Annotated in this window: 18 protein-coding genes; 5 read left to right on the forward strand and 13 right to left on the reverse strand. The window is 33.7% G+C overall.

Translation table 11 applies throughout. From position 1 onward, the window contains the following. Window positions 1–15 precede the first annotated feature (15 nt). Window positions 16–1,983, forward strand: coding sequence for a transglycosylase domain-containing protein (locus tag ACTJIW_RS22020; protein WP_440716550.1), 1,968 nt, complete (start codon window positions 16–18; stop codon window positions 1,981–1,983). 149 nt (window positions 1,984–2,132) lie between these two features. On the opposite strand, the gene ACTJIW_RS22025 is transcribed toward ACTJIW_RS22020, so the two are convergent. The 3 genes from ACTJIW_RS22025 to ACTJIW_RS22035 form a co-directional block, all read right to left on the reverse strand. Beyond that, window positions 2,133–3,170 (reverse strand): aldo/keto reductase, encoded by a 1,038-nt coding sequence (locus tag ACTJIW_RS22025; protein ID WP_440716549.1) that lies wholly within the window; start codon window positions 3,168–3,170, stop codon window positions 2,133–2,135. Between the two features lie 188 nt (window positions 3,171–3,358). Then, a complete protein-coding gene (locus ACTJIW_RS22030; RefSeq protein WP_012022918.1) occupies window positions 3,359–4,303 on the reverse strand; it encodes an OmpA family protein in 945 nt (314 codons plus the stop codon). Between the two features lie 76 nt (window positions 4,304–4,379). Further along, complete coding sequence (locus ACTJIW_RS22035) at window positions 4,380–5,141, reverse strand: exodeoxyribonuclease III (protein WP_012022919.1); 762 nt, start codon at window positions 5,139–5,141, stop codon at window positions 4,380–4,382. 120 nt (window positions 5,142–5,261) lie between these two features. Here ACTJIW_RS22035 and ACTJIW_RS22040 point away from each other — a divergent pair, with 120 nt between their 5' ends. Further along, entirely contained in the window at window positions 5,262–7,064 is a 1,803-nt protein-coding gene (locus ACTJIW_RS22040; RefSeq protein ID WP_012022920.1) for a GNAT family N-acyltransferase, read from the forward strand. Window positions 7,065–7,150: 86 nt separating this feature from the next. Here the strand turns inward: ACTJIW_RS22040 and ACTJIW_RS22045 are convergent, their stop codons facing one another. From ACTJIW_RS22045 to ACTJIW_RS22070, 6 genes are all read right to left on the reverse strand, one after another. Continuing rightward, window positions 7,151–7,516 carry a DUF805 domain-containing protein gene (locus tag ACTJIW_RS22045; RefSeq protein WP_440716548.1) on the reverse strand — a complete coding sequence of 122 codons (366 nt, stop codon included), beginning with the start codon at window positions 7,514–7,516 and terminating at the stop codon, window positions 7,151–7,153. A gap of 198 nt (window positions 7,517–7,714) precedes the next feature. Beyond that, complete coding sequence (locus tag ACTJIW_RS22050; protein WP_012022923.1) at window positions 7,715–7,954, reverse strand: TM2 domain-containing protein; 240 nt, start codon at window positions 7,952–7,954, stop codon at window positions 7,715–7,717. A gap of 84 nt (window positions 7,955–8,038) precedes the next feature. Then, on the reverse strand, window positions 8,039–8,317 hold the full coding sequence (locus ACTJIW_RS22055) for a TM2 domain-containing protein (protein WP_012022924.1): 279 nt from the start codon (window positions 8,315–8,317) through the stop codon (window positions 8,039–8,041). A 24-nt stretch (window positions 8,318–8,341) separates the two neighbouring features. Continuing rightward, window positions 8,342–8,713: a DUF805 domain-containing protein gene (locus ACTJIW_RS22060; protein ID WP_012022925.1), complete on the reverse strand. Its 372-nt coding sequence runs from the start codon at window positions 8,711–8,713 to the stop codon at window positions 8,342–8,344. A gap of 202 nt (window positions 8,714–8,915) precedes the next feature. Then, the gene (locus ACTJIW_RS22065) at window positions 8,916–9,860 is read right to left on the reverse strand and encodes a 2-hydroxyacid dehydrogenase (protein WP_440716547.1); all 945 of its coding nucleotides are present in this window, start codon (window positions 9,858–9,860) and stop codon (window positions 8,916–8,918) included. 51 nt (window positions 9,861–9,911) lie between these two features. After that, window positions 9,912–11,465, reverse strand: a complete 1,554-nt coding sequence (locus tag ACTJIW_RS22070; protein WP_440716546.1) for a hypothetical protein — start codon at window positions 11,463–11,465, stop codon at window positions 9,912–9,914. Window positions 11,466–11,654: 189 nt separating this feature from the next. Between ACTJIW_RS22070 and nhaA the strand changes: the two genes are divergently transcribed. From nhaA to ACTJIW_RS22085, 3 genes are read left to right on the forward strand one after another with little or no spacing between them, the layout of a single operon-like run. Continuing rightward, window positions 11,655–12,800 (forward strand): Na+/H+ antiporter NhaA, encoded by a 1,146-nt coding sequence (gene nhaA / locus ACTJIW_RS22075; RefSeq protein ID WP_440716545.1) that lies wholly within the window; start codon window positions 11,655–11,657, stop codon window positions 12,798–12,800. A gap of 1 nt (window position 12,801) precedes the next feature. Further along, the gene (locus ACTJIW_RS22080) at window positions 12,802–13,341 is read left to right on the forward strand and encodes a hypothetical protein (protein ID WP_440716544.1); all 540 of its coding nucleotides are present in this window, start codon (window positions 12,802–12,804) and stop codon (window positions 13,339–13,341) included. 17 nt (window positions 13,342–13,358) lie between these two features. Next, window positions 13,359–13,778 (forward strand): c-type cytochrome, encoded by a 420-nt coding sequence (locus ACTJIW_RS22085; RefSeq protein ID WP_440716543.1) that lies wholly within the window; start codon window positions 13,359–13,361, stop codon window positions 13,776–13,778. A gap of 77 nt (window positions 13,779–13,855) precedes the next feature. Here the strand turns inward: ACTJIW_RS22085 and proC are convergent, their stop codons facing one another. The 4 genes from proC to ACTJIW_RS22105 all read right to left on the reverse strand — a co-directional run bounded on the left by proC (window position 13,856) and on the right by ACTJIW_RS22105 (window position 17,384). Beyond that, window positions 13,856–14,632 carry a pyrroline-5-carboxylate reductase gene (gene proC / locus ACTJIW_RS22090; protein ID WP_012022929.1) on the reverse strand — a complete coding sequence of 259 codons (777 nt, stop codon included), beginning with the start codon at window positions 14,630–14,632 and terminating at the stop codon, window positions 13,856–13,858. A 113-nt stretch (window positions 14,633–14,745) separates the two neighbouring features. Beyond that, on the reverse strand, window positions 14,746–16,095 hold the full coding sequence (gene mgtE / locus ACTJIW_RS22095) for a magnesium transporter (protein WP_012022930.1): 1,350 nt from the start codon (window positions 16,093–16,095) through the stop codon (window positions 14,746–14,748). After that, window positions 16,079–16,864: a 16S rRNA (adenine(1518)-N(6)/adenine(1519)-N(6))-dimethyltransferase RsmA gene (gene rsmA, locus ACTJIW_RS22100; protein WP_012022931.1), complete on the reverse strand. Its 786-nt coding sequence runs from the start codon at window positions 16,862–16,864 to the stop codon at window positions 16,079–16,081. The genes mgtE and rsmA overlap by 17 nt, the downstream gene beginning before the upstream one ends. A gap of 208 nt (window positions 16,865–17,072) precedes the next feature. After that, window positions 17,073–17,384, reverse strand: coding sequence for a DUF4286 family protein (locus ACTJIW_RS22105; protein ID WP_012022932.1), 312 nt, complete (start codon window positions 17,382–17,384; stop codon window positions 17,073–17,075). Between the last annotated feature and the right edge of the window lie 30 nt (window positions 17,385–17,414).

Raw genomic sequence — 17,414 nt, forward strand, 5'->3', positions numbered from 1 at the left:
GATAAAAATACCTCTATGAATTTTCCTAAACAAAAAATATACAAAGCTTTAAAAATACTTGCCGTAGTATTTATATTGCTTTGCATTGGTCTGTACTTTTTTCGCAACTCACTTTTAAAACAGGCAATTGCTAAGGTAACGCACAAAATGGCAGTTACCTACAATAGTGATTTTTCTATCAAAGAAGCTTCATTTGACGGATTATCAACTATTAAACTTACAGATGTTGTTCTCGTTCCTAAAAATGCCGATACATTACTAAAAATCAACAACATTGAAACCAGTGTAAGTCTAAGTAATTTATTAATTGGCGATGTTCAGGTTGGAACTTTAAACATTAATAAAGGTTATGTTCAATTAGTCAAAAAAGGAAAAATCCGCAATTTTGATGCTTTCTTAAAAAGAAATAAAGACGACGAATCTGAAAAAAATGAAAAAAGAAAATACGGTGCCTTTGCTTATCGCATCATTTCTAAACTGCTTAATTTAGTTCCTACGGATATGAATTTGGAAAACTTCCAATTCAAGATTGACGACAACGGCAAGAAAACCAATATAGCCATAAATAAGCTTGTTTTAAACAACAAACAACTAGAAACTAACATTCATGTTGTAAGCAAAGATTTTGACCAGCGATGGAATCTAAAAGGATTTGCAGATCCAAGAAACCAAAAAGCCGATATTCGATTTTTTAATTTAGATACTGGAGCAATTAGAGTTCCATACTTAGATGAAAGATATAACCTAAAAGCAAGTTTTGATTCTATTCGTTTAAATGTTGAAAATATTGACAAAAGCGGCAGTGAACTTCATATCGACGGATATACTTCAATTGTAAATCTAAAAATTAACCATCCAAAAATTGCAAGCAAGGATGTTGTTATAAAAAATGCCCGATTTGATTATCGCTTTTTGTTAGGTGACAGCTTTATTTCGATCGACAGCACCTCAACAATGCAGCTTAACAAAATAAAAGTCCGCCCTTATGTTTCGTATGATACTGAAAAAGATACTATTTATACATTAAAAGTCGATATTCCTAAAATGAAAGCCCAGGATTTTATTGTTTCGCTTCCTGACGGATTGTTTACGCATTTTCAGGGAATGCAGGCTACTGGAAATTTTGATTATAAACTGGATTTCAAATTCAACCAAAACAAACCAAATACACTTGTTTTCGACAGTAAACTCAATAAAGAAAATTTACGAATTACAAAATACGGCGAAGCCGATTTAAATAAACTAAATGGCGAATTTGTCTATCGTGCCATTATTCAAAATGTTTTGCAAAGACCAATTTTGGTTGGAAATGCCAATCCAAATTATACTCCTTTAGATCAAATTTCACCTTATTTGAGAAAATGTGTTCTTACTACAGAAGACCCTTCTTTCTTCTCACATCGTGGTTTTATAAATGAAGCTTTCAAACAATCGATTCTGAAAAATATCAGAACCAAAAAGTTCTCACGCGGTGCCAGCACAATCAGTATGCAGTTGATTAAGAATGTTTTTTTAACTCGTGAAAAAACGCTTTCGCGAAAACTTGAAGAAATATTATTAGTTTATATTTTAGAAAACAACCGAATTGTAAGCAAGGAAAGAATGCTTGAAGTGTATTTTAATATTATTGAATGGGGACCAAATGTTTACGGAATTGGCGAAGCGAGTCATTTTTATTTCCAAAAAAGTCCTTCGGCTTTAAATGTAGACGAATGTTTGTACTTAGCTACAATTATCCCGAAACCAAGAAAATTCATGTATCAGTTTAATGATGAAGGCAATTTGAAAGATTATGCCGTTAAAAACCAAAAGTTCCTGAAAAATTTAATGTTTAAAAGAGGGCTTTTAGTTCCCGAAGATACTATTGGACAATTACCGGTTTATATTTCTGGAAATGCACGTTCTCTAATTCGCATAAAAGTGCCAGATTCAACAGCAATAAAAAATGATTCTTTGTCTATGGGCGATGAATTTGATTTGTAATTACAACATAAGCAAAGTTTAACCGCAAGGTTCGCAAAGATTTACGCAAAAGCACACAAAGATTTTTTTACTTATAAAGGAAATCTTTGTGTGCTTTTTCTATTATTTTCTTAATTAGAACATTGCGAACCTTGCGGTTAAATCCCGTTTTAAGGCGCTGGATCAGGAATAATTGCCTGAACTTTATTTATTTCTAGTATAATTTCTTTAGAAAGTTCAACATCAATAGCAGCAATATTTTCTTTTAATTGTTCCATTGTAGTTGCACCAATAATCGCACTGGTCAAAAATGGCTGCTGCAATACAAATCCCATTGCCAGTTCTGTCAACGTTAAACCATGTTTTTTAGCGATTTCTAAATACAATTTAGCGGCCTGTGTACATTGATCGCTTTTGTAACGTGTATACTGTGGAAACAGATTAACTCTCGCATTTGGATGTGCTTCACCAGTTAAAAATTTACCCGTTAAAACTCCAAATGCTAAAGGTGAATACGCTAATAAACCAACATTTTCATGTTTTGAAACTTCGGCAGAATTTACTTCAAAAAGTCTATTCAATAAATTATAAGGATTTTGAACTGTTTTAATTCTTGGCAGATTTTGATATTTGCTTTCCTCTAAAAGACGCATCATTCCCCATGAATTTTCGTTTGAAACTCCAACGTGCTTAATTTTTCCTTCTTTAATTAATCCGTCGAATGTTTCTAATATTTCTCTAAAGTTATCTTCCCATGCATCTTCGTAACCTGTAAAAGCACGGCTGCCAAAATTATTAGTTTTGCGTTCCGGCCAGTGCATTTGGTACAAATCAATATAATCTGTCTGAAGACGTTTTAAACTATTTTCTAAAGCATATTTAATACTTGCCGGAGAGAAATCTCCTTTTTCTCGCATGTATGTAAAGTTCGGATTTGGACCTGCAATTTTAGATGCCAAAACCACTTTATCGCGATTTCCTGACTTTTTAAACCAGGTTCCAATAATTTTTTCTGTACTTCCGTAAGTTTCTTCACGCGCAGGAACCGAATACATTTCGGCAGTATCAAAAAAATTCACACCCTGATCAAGAGCGTAATCCATTTGTTGGTGCCCTTCGGCTTCTGTATTCTGCTGTCCGAAAGTCATAGTTCCAAGACAGATTTTACTAACTTTTATATCGGTGTTAGGTAATGTAGTGTATTTCATTTTTTCTTTAGGTTCAAAGTTGCAAAGAGACAAAGGTACAAAGGGATTTTTCAAATCTAAATTTGACAAAGGTTAAAAAAAGTACAAGTTTTTTTCATTCAAGTTATACGGTTTATAAAAACCTTAGAGAATAAAAAAGGCTCAAAAGTAAAAACCTTTGAGCCTATGAACCTATGTCCCTTCGAACCTTAATTTATACTATTAAGCATCTCTGCAATCTCATCTAATCTTGGAGTTAAGATAATTTCGATTCTTCGGTTTTTAGCTTTTCCTTCTGGAGTAGCATTACTTGCCAAAGGAGAAAATTCGCTTCTTCCTGCTGCAGTTAATTTTTGCTTGTTGATTTTTGGGTTTTCACTTAAAATAGCCACGATTGCTGTTGCTCTTTTAGTCGATAAATCCCAGTTGTTTGCAATTGGTCCAGAACCTGCATACGGATCATCATCTGTATGTCCTTCGATAAGAACAGAAAGATCTGGATTGTCTCCTAAAACTTTTCCAAGTTCTACAACTGCTCTTCTTCCTTCTGTGCCAACAGCCCAGCTTCCTGAATTGAAAAGTAATTTATTCTCCATAGAAACATATACTTTTCCGTTTTTATGTTCAACCGTTAAGCCTTTACCTTCAAAGCCAGTTAATGCTTTAGATAAAGTTTCTTTTAGTTTACGCATTGCTTCTTCTTTGGCAGCAATCATATCTTCAAGTTCTTTCAAACGGCTGGCAGTTTTATCCAAACGTGCTTGTTCATCTGCAAGAGCCTTCCCTTTTGCTTCTAACTGCGCTAACAATTCACGGTTTTTAGCCATGTTTTTCTCTAATGCATCGTTGCTGTTTTTCTCTAATGCATTATATGAATCTTGTAATACCTTGTATTTCTTTTGTTCTGCAGCTAAATCAGCTTTTTGTTTTGCCAGATCGTCTTTTGTACTTGCTAAATCTTTAGTCAGTTTATCACGATCTAATTCTAACTGATTTTTTGCTTTTTTCAAATCAGCATTTTCATCTGCAATTGAACGGTTTTCTTTTTTTAGATCTGAATATTTTGTTTCAAGATCATTGTAAATCTTTTTGGATACACAAGAAGTTGCTGACAATGCCAAAACTACTAATCCAATGGAGGCTTTTTTAATCATTTTACTTTTCGGTTTTTTACTTGGAGGCGATTTATAATTTAAACAGCTATTCTTTCAACAAGAACAATACCAAACTTTACTCAATCTCGACTAAAACTGGACAATGGTCTGAATGAACTGCATCCGGAAGGATAACAGCACGTTTTAATCTATGCTCAATAGCGTTGCTTACCAAATTATAATCAATACGCCAGCCTTTATTATTTCCTCTTGCTCCAGCTCTGTAACTCCACCATGAATAATGATGCGGGTCTTTATTAAAATGACGGAAACTGTCTATAAATCCAGATTTCATAAAAGCATCAAGCCAGGCACGTTCTTCCGGCAAAAATCCTGAAACCGTTTTATTACGAACAGGATCATGAATATCTATGGCTTCATGACAAATATTATAATCTCCACATATTATTAAATTTGGAATAGAAATTTTCAATTCATTAATATAAGTTTGAAAATCGTCCATGAACATAAATTTATGATCCAGTCTGTCAATATTAGTTCCCGATGGAAGATACAAACTCATTACTGATACATCATCAAAATCGGCACGAAGGTTGCGTCCTTCAAAATCCATATGATGAATTCCTGTTCCATAAACTACTTTTTGGGGTTCAATTTTAGATAATATTGCAACGCCGCTGTATCCTTTTTTGGTTGCCGGATAATAATATTGATACGGATAGCCTGCAGCCGTTATAGCCTCTACAGGAATTTGATCCTGAGTTGCTTTAATCTCCTGAAGACAGATAACATCCGGACTCGCCGCTTGCAGCCATTCTATAAATCCTTTGGTAATTGCAGCACGAATTCCGTTTACATTATAAGAAATAATTTTCATCTTGGTATTTTTTTTAGGATTCCAAATGTAATAAAAAAGTGCAAAGTTTATTTTGGAAACAGCGAAAAGTAGAGTTTTTTGTTATCTTTGTTCGCTGTTCTAATAAATTAAAAATAGTACATGGGTTTAGTTACCGCGAAAGAAGTTGCAAAGGCAATAAATGTTGAAAAGTACGGAGTCCTCGGTACGTTTTCTGGCTGGATTCTTATGAAGGTTCTTAAGATCTCGACCCTCAATAAAATTTACGATCATAATAAGCATTTAGAGGATGTTGCATTTTTAAATGGAATTTTGGATGAGATGGAGATTAAATTCGAAATCCCGGAAGAAGATTTAAAACGTCTGCCAAAAGAAGGTCCGTACATTACCATTTCAAATCATCCGCTTGGAGGAATTGATGGGATTTTGCTATTGAAGTTAATGCTTGAAAGAGAGCCTAATTTCAAAATCATTGCCAATTTCTTATTACACAGAATTGTTCCGCTAAAAAAATACATTATGCCGGTTAATCCTTTTGAGAACCATAAGGATGCCAAATCGAGCGTAGTGGGTATTAAAGAAACTTTACGTCATTTAAGTGACGGAAAACCGCTTGGAATTTTCCCTGCTGGAGAAGTTTCAACTTATAAAGACGGGAAATTAGTAGTAGACAAACCTTGGGAAGAGGGCGCTCTGAAATTAATCAGAAAAGCTAAAGTTCCGGTTGTTCCAATTTATTTTCATGCCAAAAACAGTAAATTATTCTATTGGCTTTCTAAAATAGACGACACTTTACGTACTGCTAAATTACCTTCTGAGCTTTTAACGCAGAAAGATCGTGTAATTAAAGTTCGTATTGGAAAACCAATTTCTGTAAGCGAACAAAACGAAATAGAATCGTTTGAAGAATATTCAGAGTTTTTAAGAAGAAAAACTTATATGCTGGCTAATCCATTTGAGAAAGACACCAAATTGATTGACACAGCTAGCTTAAAAATTCCAAAAGCACCAAAAAAGATTGTAACTCCGGCGAATGAATCTAAAATGCTTGATGAAGTTCAGGCGCTAAGAGACAGCGACTGCCGATTTTTGCAAAGTAAAAATTACGAAGTATTCTTTGCGAGAGCAAAATCAATTCCGAATATTTTACATGAAATTGGACGTCTTCGTGAAATTACTTTCCGTGAAGTTGGCGAAGGAACCAATGAATCTATAGATATTGACCAATACGATCAATATTATCACCATATGTTTTTATGGGATGATGACACCAAGAAAATTGCAGGTGCTTACCGTATGGGATTAGGTTCTGAGATTTATCCAAAATACGGTATTGAAGGTTTTTACCTGACAGATCTTTTTAGATTTGAACCGGAACTTCATGATATGATGCACAAATCTATTGAAATGGGGCGTGCGTTTATTACTCGCGAATATCAGCAAAAACCAATGCCGTTATTTTTATTATGGAAAGGTATTATTCATACTACTCTGCGTCATCCTGAACACAAATATCTGGTTGGTGGCGTAAGTATCAGTAATCAGTTCTCAGACTTCTCTAAATCATTGATGATTGAGTTCATGAAATCGAATTATTACGATCCGTATATCGCTCAATATATCCATCCGAAAAAAGCTTATAAGGTAAAATTAAAAGATGCTGATAAAGATTTTATTTTTGACGAAGCAGAATCTGACTTAAATAAATTCGATAAAATCATTGATGAGTTAGAACCAGGAAACCTTCGTTTGCCGGTTTTAATTAAAAAATACATCAAACAAAATGCCCGTGTAGTTGCTTTTAATGTCGATCCTTTATTTAACAATGCTATTGACGGTTTAATGTACATTAGAATCGCAGATATTCCTGAAAGCACAATGAAACCCGTTATTGAAGAGTTTCAAATAGAATTAGAGCGTAAATTATCTGAAAAAGAAGATTAGTTATAATCTCCCTAAATAAAAAAATCCCATTTGCAAATGCAAATGGGATTTTTTAGTTACAACTTTTATTTAAAACTATATTGAAATTATTCTTTTCCAATTTCATCAAGTTCTTCTAATTGATTTTTAGGATCTGTCCCATATTGATTTGGCCCTTTTGTTCCTTCCTGACAAGCTAAATAAACATTGTAAAATGGAATTAACATATACCACCATTCTTTATCAATGTCGTGCATTCTTCTAACAGCTACAGCAATTGAAGGAACCAAAACTGCTAAACTGTAAAGGTTGCCAATTAAAACAAGACCTGGCGAAATCAATCCTAGAATAAAACCTAGAATAAAACTAATTAGGACATTGGCTAAAAAAAACATCCAGTATTCTTTTCTTCTTGCTCTTCCGTTAAAATTTGCGTAGTTTCCAAAAACTACTTTTTTGTACATTTCTAACATAATAAAAATCTTTATAAATTCTCCTACTCTTTATGGATTTTCAGTTACTCCATTACTTTTAACAAAGTGCAAGATTACTTACTTTCAGAGTTTATAAAAGGAGGTAAACGTTTTTATTATAATAAAAAAGGACATTTCTTTGAGTTGAAATTCAGTCAATAAAAAATCCCATTCTTTCAAATAGGATTTTTTATTTTTTTAGAACCAGCCTTTTTTGCCAACCTGATAGGTTTGATAAAATTCTTCATCTGACTTCGTTAGATAAAGAATTCCTTCAATTATACCAATTATACCTCCTACACCGCATAAAAGACCCAAAATAAGCTGGATTATACCTTCTTTGCTGTATCCTAAATAAAACTTATGAATTCCTAATGCCCCTAATAATATAGCAAGAATTCCTGCAACAACTTTTTTATTCTCTTGTGTACTTTCCATACCTGTATTTTTAAAGTTTATTATTAAATGTAAATGGCAAAAAAAATCCCATTTGATAGTACACAAATGGGATTTAATATCGTTTTAGAACCAGCCTTTTTTACCTACTTGGTAAGTTTGGTAAAATTCTTCGTCTGTTTTCGTAAGGTATATAATTCCTTCGATGAAACCAATTAAGCTTCCTGCTCCGCAAGTTACTAAAGTAACCACGATTTGAATTATTCCTTCTTGTGTGTATCCTAATACAAATTTGTGAATTCCAAATCCTCCTAATAAGATACCAAGAACACCTGCAACAACTTTTTTATTTTCTGGTTTTGGCCCTGACGGCGTATTCCATGATTCTGGTTTTGTAGTTTCCATATTATATAGTACTATTTATATCAATTATAGCTCGGCTTTACCAATTTCATTAAGTTCATCAAACTCATTTTTAGGATCTGGTCCGTATGCGTTTGCTCCTTTATCTCCTTCAGTACAAGCTAAAATCAAGTTATAAATTGGAATAAGGATAAACCATCCGCTTTTACCTACGTCATGCATTCTTCTAATAGCAACAGCAATTGAAGGAACAAGAACAGCAAGGCTGTAAACGTTTGCAATTAAGCCTAAACTAGGTGAAATTAATCCAGCTACAAAGCCTAAAACAAAACTTATAATAATATTTGTCAAGAAAAACATCCAATATTCTTTTCTTCTGGCTCTTCCGTCAAAGTTTGCATAGTTTTCAAAAACTACTTTTTTGTACCATTCAATCATAATTAATAAAATTAGTTAAGTAATAATGCCTACTCTTTTTTGGATTTTCGGCTTCTCCAGGAAAAATAAAGAAAAAGTTATTTAGACTGATTCTTTAAATATCGGAAACAATATTATTAAAAATTAACAAATAAAACTAATCGGCAGCGAAAAATTTACAAGAAAAGACTCGTTATTTAAAATTAACAAAGAAAACAACGTTCTAGGCATATACAGCCTTAATTTTATCTACAATAACCTGAGCCAGACGCTCGTGACTTTCGAATGTCCAGCCTGCAATATGCGGCGTCAGCAAAACATTTTTTGCTTCAAGCAGATATTGAAATGCTTCCGGTGTATTTTTATCCTGAAAAAGTGTTTCAAAAGATAGTTTTTCATACTCAAGAACATCCAGCCCTGATCCTAATATTTTTTTCACCTTCATTGCTTCAACTAAATCTGCCGTAACAATATTTTTGCCGCGTGAAGTATTAATGATCCAAAACGGCTTTTTAAAGGCATTTATAAAATCGGTGTTAACCATTTTATCTGTTTCTGGTGTCCAAGGAAGGTGAAGACTCAAAACATCTGTTTTTTCTTGTAATTCTGCCAGAGAAACTTGTCTGGCATTTTCATCGCCAACATTATCCAGAATATCATAACACAAAACTTCTGTTTCAAAACCGCGAAGTTTTTTAGCAAAAGCCTTTCCCATATTTCCGTAACCAATAATACCTACCGTTTTTAAGTCCAGTTCGTGGCCGCGGTTGCTTTCGCGATTCCATTGTCCGGCTTTCACTTCGGCATCGGCCTGATTTAAATTATTAAAAAGCGATAAGATTACGCCAAGCGAATGTTCTGCAACTGCATTTCGATTTCCTTCGGGCGCAGCAATTAAATGAATTCCTTTTGTTTCGGCATAATCGCAGTCAATACTTTCTAAACCTGCACCAACTCTGGCGATAAACTGAAGATTTACGGCTTTATCTAAAAAAGTCTTATCAATTTTAAATCGGCTTCGAATTACAATACCATTATAATCCTGAATTTTAGCTTCAATTTCTTCTTTAGAAGATTTAAAATCGGCATGGTTTTCAAAACCTGCTTCTTCTAACTGGTTCCACAGAACCGGATGGTTGCTGTCTATATGTAGAATTTTTACACTCATTTTAATTGAATTTAATGTCAGGCAAAAATACGAGTAATTCTCTAAGATCTTTTAATCTAAAGGATAAGATATTGAACGGAAAACATGCGGATATTCCCAATTGTTATTAACATAATCAGCATTATAAGATATAAATCCTGCGATAAGTTCTCCATTGACTTCCTGCATTTCAAAATTGGTTAAACCAAAATAAGCGGGAGTTTGAAACTGGCTGACCAAACGGCCTTCTTTGTTAAATATAAAAATGACCATGCTGAGAACACCGCTTTTTACAGATTCATCGCGTATGAAAAGAGAAAAGACAAAATCACCGTTTTTGCGTTTAAACCCTTTAGTACTATTAATATATGGCACTTCATAATTACTTGGAAATACAAATCGAATCTGCCACAAAGCAGTACTGTCTGCACTTTTGGCTTTTTCAAACAGTATTTCACTCGAATTCATCTCTTTTTCTTTTATACTGTAATAGCTGTTCTCAACTCTGTCCGAATAAAAATGACATGTATTTCCCTTTTCACTTTCCTGATTAGAATTGGTTTCTGTTTCTGATGTTGTTTCTTCTGAAACTGCTTCTTCTTCCTCTTCTTCAACATCTGGTGCCGAAGGTCCGCGGTAAAAAGATGAATACGGTTTTGAATCAGATTTGTCTGCAAGTAATTTCAGATTTTCATTAATTATAAATCTTTTATAAGTTGAGTAATAACTGCCGTCTGCTGCGGTGTCTTCTACTCCTTCAATGCAAAAAGTATTATCGGGATTTAAACTGATACTATTAATATCAGTTTCAGGATAACCTTCATAGCTGTTAAATTTCAGCAGTTTGAAGTTTTCATCTAATACGGCGATAAACGGAATTTCACTTTCGTTTGGTTTTGCTGCAGTACCAGTTATCCAGATTTTATTCTTGATACTTTTTAATGAAAAGTCACTTTTACTCAAATGCGTAAAGCCTTTTTCCTGCAAAGTTTTAAAGAAAATTTCTTCCATTGATCTGCTGATGGAAGTAGACGGACTGTTCAAATTTTTAAAAGTTATCTTTTCTATTTGATATTTTGCCAGGGCACTTCGCATTTTAGCTTCATCTGAAACAGCAGATTCATTTACTGATTTTATCTCTTTTTTTACATACAAAGTAAAACCTCCGTTAGAATTGTCCTGCACTAAAGGATCGTAAAAATTATATTTCGATTTTTTATCTCCTATGTTTTGCTTGAATATTTCTTTTCCATTCTTGTCGAGTATAAGCACAAAAGGGGAAAAATTATATTTTCCGTCTCCTTCTTCCATTAAAAAAACCAGATTTCCATTAGATAATGGATTGAGTTTTCGAAGTGCTCCCTGGGTTACATCTTTTTCATAATTCCATATTGCAGGCGAGTTGTATTTTGCCGAGAAATGAATAACAGATTTCACTTCCAGCTTTTCATCATCTGATAATTTTTCATCAGTCTGATAAGTCTGCGCAATTTGAACAGAAGCTGATTTATTTACATTTTCTGCTGTTACTTCTTCATTTTTTTGATTGTTTTCTTTTTTACAGGAAATCTGAAAGAGTATAAAAGAAAGGCATATAATTTTGAAAAGAGTATTTTTATAATTCATTACATGTTGTTTTATAAAAACAAAAATATACTTTTCTTTAAGTTTTTTCTTAAAAAGACTCACTCATTTAAAACAGGAATATTTGTGCTATGAAAGTGAAACTTTTTATTGGTCAGATTTTTTTTTAACTTTGAAAATACAAGCCTCAAAGAAATTCTGTCATTTCTAAATCATCACAAACTTTCCAAAATGAAATTAACCAAGACTTTTAAAGCCTTCTTTGAAAACGAAAAATCAGGCGGATTACTATTATTATTTGTCACCGTAATTTCGTTGTGGGCTGCTAACTCATCTTATTCGGCTGAGTATATTGCTTTTTGGGAAAAAGATTTAGGAGGGCATTCGATCACGCATTGGATTAATGACGGATTGATGACAATTTTCTTTTTATTGATTGGTCTGGAACTGGAACGTGAAATTTATCATGGTGAGTTATCAAATATCAAAAATGCTTCACTGCCTATTATGGCCGCTTTTGGTGGTATGCTTATTCCTGCAGCTACTTTTCTTGCTCTAAATTTTGGAACTTCAACTCAAAATGGTGCCGGAATTCCTATGGCAACGGATATTGCTTTTGCAATTGGAATATTATCTCTTTTAGGCGATAAAGTCCCAGCTTCATTAAAAGTCTTTTTAACAGCACTTGCAGTAATTGACGATTTAGGAGCCATAATAGTTATTGCCGTATTTTATACGACTTCAATTGGGTTTGTAAATCTTGCGATTGCATTAGGAATTTGGGTTTTCTTATTTATTTTAAACAGAATGAAAGTCTATAATTTGATTCCGTATTTAATTGGCGGTGTCATAATGTGGTATTTTATGTTGAATTCCGGAATCCATGCTACAATTACAGGAGTTATTTTGGCATTTGTAATTCCATTTGGCGACGGAGGCGAAAAATCTACTTCATACAAATTGCAGCATTTTTTACATCAGCCTGTTGCATTTTTTATTCTTCCTCTTTTTGCGATTGCCAATACCTGCATTGCGATAGAATCAAACTGGCATATTGGCTTAAATCATCCCAATGCATTCGGAATTATTTTAGGTCTGGTAATAGGAAAACCTCTTGGCATTCTGCTTTTTTCTTCAATTGGAGTAAGCGCCGGATTATGTGCCCTGCCAAAAAACTTAAAATGGGCACACATATTAGGAGCGGGAATGCTGGGCGGAATTGGTTTTACAATGTCAATTTTTATAACTCTTTTAGCTTTTAAGGATCCTGAAATTATTGTATTCTCTAAAATTGCAATTATTATTGCCTCAATCATTTCTGGAATTACAGGTTTTGTATATTTGCGGTATATTCTTACAACAAATAAAAATACCTGAAATGAATTTTATAAATAAACTTATCATACCAATTTCTGCAGTTTTAATAATTTCAGCCTGTAATACAAAAAAAGAATCTGAAGTTATCGAAACAAAAATTACAAAAGATACTATTGTACTTCCTATAAAAAATAATGAGGAAACTGTTGAAGGTACTTATGAAACAAAAGCAGAAGAAAATGATTCTGGTGAATGCAGACTTACTTTGCAAATAACTAAAACCAAAAATGGGTATTCTTATTTCTTAAAAACAAAAAGCAGGGAACTGAAAGGGACTGCCACTTTTAAAGACCAAAAAAATGGAGAAAAGTACTTGGTTTTAGAAGGTATAAAATGGGCCGAATATGAAGGCGACATCAGTAATGAAGAAGAAAACGATTCTATTTCAGATTCAAAAGATTTAGAAATCCCTGTTGGAATCAGTGCCAGCTATGTAAAAGATACGCTTACAATTCAAAATTCTGGCAATTCAATGAATTATTACACGAAGCTTTCTGATTGTGATAGAAAGTATATTCTTTTAATAAAAGTCCAAAAATAAATTTCCAAACTTTGCAAATGAAAAGAATACGCCATATTCTTTTATTCTCAATTACTTTTATAATTCTGCTCGTTGGAATAATCTTTTATGAAATAAAAACATACAAACCTCCAACAAACTGGTATTGTAAAACTCCTGTTCCCGTTTGTGGAACAAAATATCCTGAATTAACAGACACTCAAAATAAAGGAAAAGAAATTTTCAACTCTAATTGTGCTGCTTGTCATAAATTAGACGCCAAAAGCACCGGACCAGCATTACGCAGTACAGATTCACTGGTTTTAGTAAAATGGATACTCCAAAAAAACAAGAAAATTGACAGTACCAAAATTGAGACCTTGGGAATTGATTATCACAGGAGTATGTTTAAAGAAGTTATAAATGAAAAAAATCTGCCACTAGTAATAGACTATTGCTCAACAAAACGTGATTACTAAATCTTAAACACAAAAAATCCCAAACCCCAACAAGAATTGGAATTTGGAATTTTAAAAATATTCGAATTTCTTTACAACTAACCTTTGATTTGTTTCAAAGAAGTTTTGATGCCTTTAATTAAAGATGAACTGAAACCATTGTGTTCCATTTCATTTAAACCAACAATTGTACAACCTTGCGGCGTTGTTACACGGTCGATTAACTGTTCTGGGTGAACTCTTTCTTCTAAAAGCATTTTTGCTGCTCCTTTTACCGTTTGTGCAGCAATTGCGAGAGCGGTGTTTGAATCAAACCCAATTTCGATTCCTGCCTGCATAGAGGCACGAATATAACGCAAAGCATATGCAGTACCACACGCGCCTAAAACAGTCGCTGCATCCATTAATTTTTCGTCGATTACAGGAGCTGTTCCCAAATCCTGAAATAAGTCTACAATTGGCGCCGCGTTTTCTTTGTATTTTTCAGGAAAAGAAATACAAGTTGCCGATTCTCCAAACTGTGCCGCTATGTTTGGCATAATACGTACAACCGGATATTCATTATTTGTTTTAGATTGAAGAATATCCAAAGACAAACCGCTTACAGCAGAAGCAATTGTTTTATTTTGAATTACCGGTAAAATCTCTGCCAAAACTGTATCAACCTGATACGGTTTTATGGTTAAGATCACTACATCGGCTTCCTGAATATTGTGTTTATTATCGTTAGAAACTGTAATTCCGTATTCCGTTAAATATTGAATAGCGGCTATATTTCTTCTGGTTACAGTTACTTGATTGTTTTTAGAAAATTTTGCAATTCCCAAGGCAATAGAAACTCCAAGGTTTCCTCCCCCTATAATGTGTACTTTCATCCTGCTTGGTTTTAATTTATTTTGGCTGCTAAACAGCAGATTTTATCGGCGTGTAAATTACGCAGATTTTACAGATTTTAAATCACTGTAAGAGGTCAATTTGTGGCAAAAATCTAAAAGCCGAGAATCATTTTTGCTACTCCAAAATAGAGCATGATACCAAAAACATCATTTGTTGTGGTAATAAAAGGACCTGTTGCAATAGCGGGGTCTATTTTATTTTTATGAAGAAAAAGCGGGACTAAAGTTCCTAAAGTTGCAGCAAACATAATAACCACAATCATAGAAATCGAAATAGCGATTCCCACTAAATATTGTCCGTACATAAGAGAATGATAGGCCAGCAAAAGCAATGAAATAATGCTTCCGGAAATCATCGAAACGGTAATTTCTTTGCTGAAATAACTTTTACTGAATTCTTTCAAGGTTCCGTTGGCCAGACCCTGAACTACGATTGCCGATGCCTGAACTCCAATATTTCCGGCTGTTGCCGAAAGCAGAGGCACAAAAATAATTAATGTTGAATATTTTTGAAAAGCGGTTTCATTATCTTTTAAAACAAAAGAAGCCACAATCTCTATCACCATACCTATTAAAAGCCAAGGCAGACGAGCTTTTGTTAATTCGAGAACGCTGTCATTTGTTTCAATGTCCTGTGTAATACCCGCAGCTAACTGGTAATCTTTATCTGCTTCTTCTTTGATTACGTCTACGATATCATCAATGGTGATTCTTCCAACCAGACGCCCCAATTCATCAACAACCGGAATTGCCTCTAAATCGTATTTTTGCATGATACGGGCAACTTCTACATCTTCAGTATCAACATTTACAAAATTCAATTTTCGGATATAAACTTCTCCAATCTGAGTTTTGGTAGAAGAAGTCAGCAAGTCTTTAAGAGAAAGTCTCCCTTTTAAACGGTTTTCATCATCAACAACATAAATAGAATGCACTCTTGAAACATTTTCAGCCTGAATTCTCATTTCTTTTACGCAGGTCAAAACGTTCCAGTTTTCATTGACTTTTACAAGCTCTTTCCCCATTAAACCACCTGCCGTGTTTTCGTCATAGCGCAATAACTCGACAATATCTTTGGCGTGTTCAACATCGACCATCTCCGAGATAACCTCAGCTTTGATTTCCTGAGAAAGCTCGGCGATAATATCTGCCGCATCATTTGTTTCAAGCTCATCAAGCTCTTCGGCAATTTCTTTTGGTGAAAGTCGGCTTAAGATATTTTCACGCAGGTCTTCTTCTAATTCAAGAAGAATCTCAGCGGTTTTATCACTATCTAAAACTTTGAAAATGTAAGTTGCTTCGTCAAAATCTAATTCTTCAAGAATTTCGGCGATATCAGCGTGGTGAAGATCATTAAGTAAAACTTCAAGTTCATTGTCGTTTTTCTTAACGATTAGTTCCTCTAATTGGTGGATAAATTCTCTGCTAACTTTGAACTCCATCGGCTTCTATTTTTTGAGTCAAAACAATAAATTCCTCAACACTTAGCTGTTCGGGACGTTTATCAAAGATAATGTCTTCTCGCAGTTTATCTGATAAATTTAATGTTTTCAAACTGTTACGTAATGTTTTTCGTCTTTGCTGAAAAGCCGTTTTTACAACCGTAAAAAATAACTTTTCACCACACGGAAGACTATAATCTTCCTTTCGGGTCATTTTCATCACACCCGACTTAACCTTGGGCGGAGGAATAAAAACATTTTCGCTTACAGTAAACAAATACTCAGTATCATAGAAAGCCTGTGCCAGTACAGACAGGATTCCGTAGGTTTTTGATCCTTTTTTCTCGCAGATGCGTTCTGCAACTTCCTTTTGAAACATTCCTGAAAATTCAGGAATCTGATCTCTAAATTCTAATGTTCTAAAAACAATTTGAGATGAAATGTTATAAGGGAAGTTACCAATTATAGCAAACTGCTTGTTTTCGTAAACCTGATTTATATTGTATTTCAGAAAGTCTTCTGAAATAATTTTATCTTTTAATTTTGGATAGTTTACCCCCAAATACTCAACAGATTCTGTATCAATTTCAATTACTCGTGTATTAACAGGTTTGTCAAGTAAATATTTAGTAAGCACACCCATTCCAGGTCCTATTTCTAAAACCTCATCGTATCCCTTTAAACTCAAAGTATCGGCAATTGCTTTTGCAATGCTTTCGTCTTTAAGAAAGTGCTGTCCTAAATGTTTTTTGGCTTTTACTTTTTCCATTTTATCATTCTTGTTTTGCCACGAGGGCGCAAAAGTATTCTTTTGCTGTGAAGGGTCAAAGCTTATTTCACTTTTTTTGCCATAATGGCACAAAGACTCAAAGCTTTATATTTTTTTGCCGCGATTATCACAATTTTAAATCTAATAATCTGTTTAATCTGCAGGCAATTCTGTTTTCTGAAAACTGAAAACCGAGACTTAGAACTGATTAATGTTCTGAAACAACCTCAAGTTCTGTTCTAAAAGAAAGCATTTTATCTGCAAAGAGTTCTAAAGCTTCTTTATCAAATCTGGGCTGGTCTTCCAGATAATATTTCTCTAAAGTATCCTTACTGTCTGTTGTGTATTGTACAGAATAAGTAACTCCGCCCATTTCTTCTTCAACCAAAACTTTTACAATTCGTGCCGAAGAAAATTTTTGTGTCGCCAAAATCTCCGGTATGTGCTTTTCCTGCATCCATTTTAACCATTGATCGTGCGCGCTTTCGTGTATATTGGTGGTAACGTTAAAAATAATCATGTTTTTTAAAAGATTCTGAGATTCTAAGAT

The organism is Flavobacterium sp. 22659, assembly GCF_052044235.1.
GTDB lineage: Bacteria > Bacteroidota > Bacteroidia > Flavobacteriales > Flavobacteriaceae > Flavobacterium > Flavobacterium johnsoniae.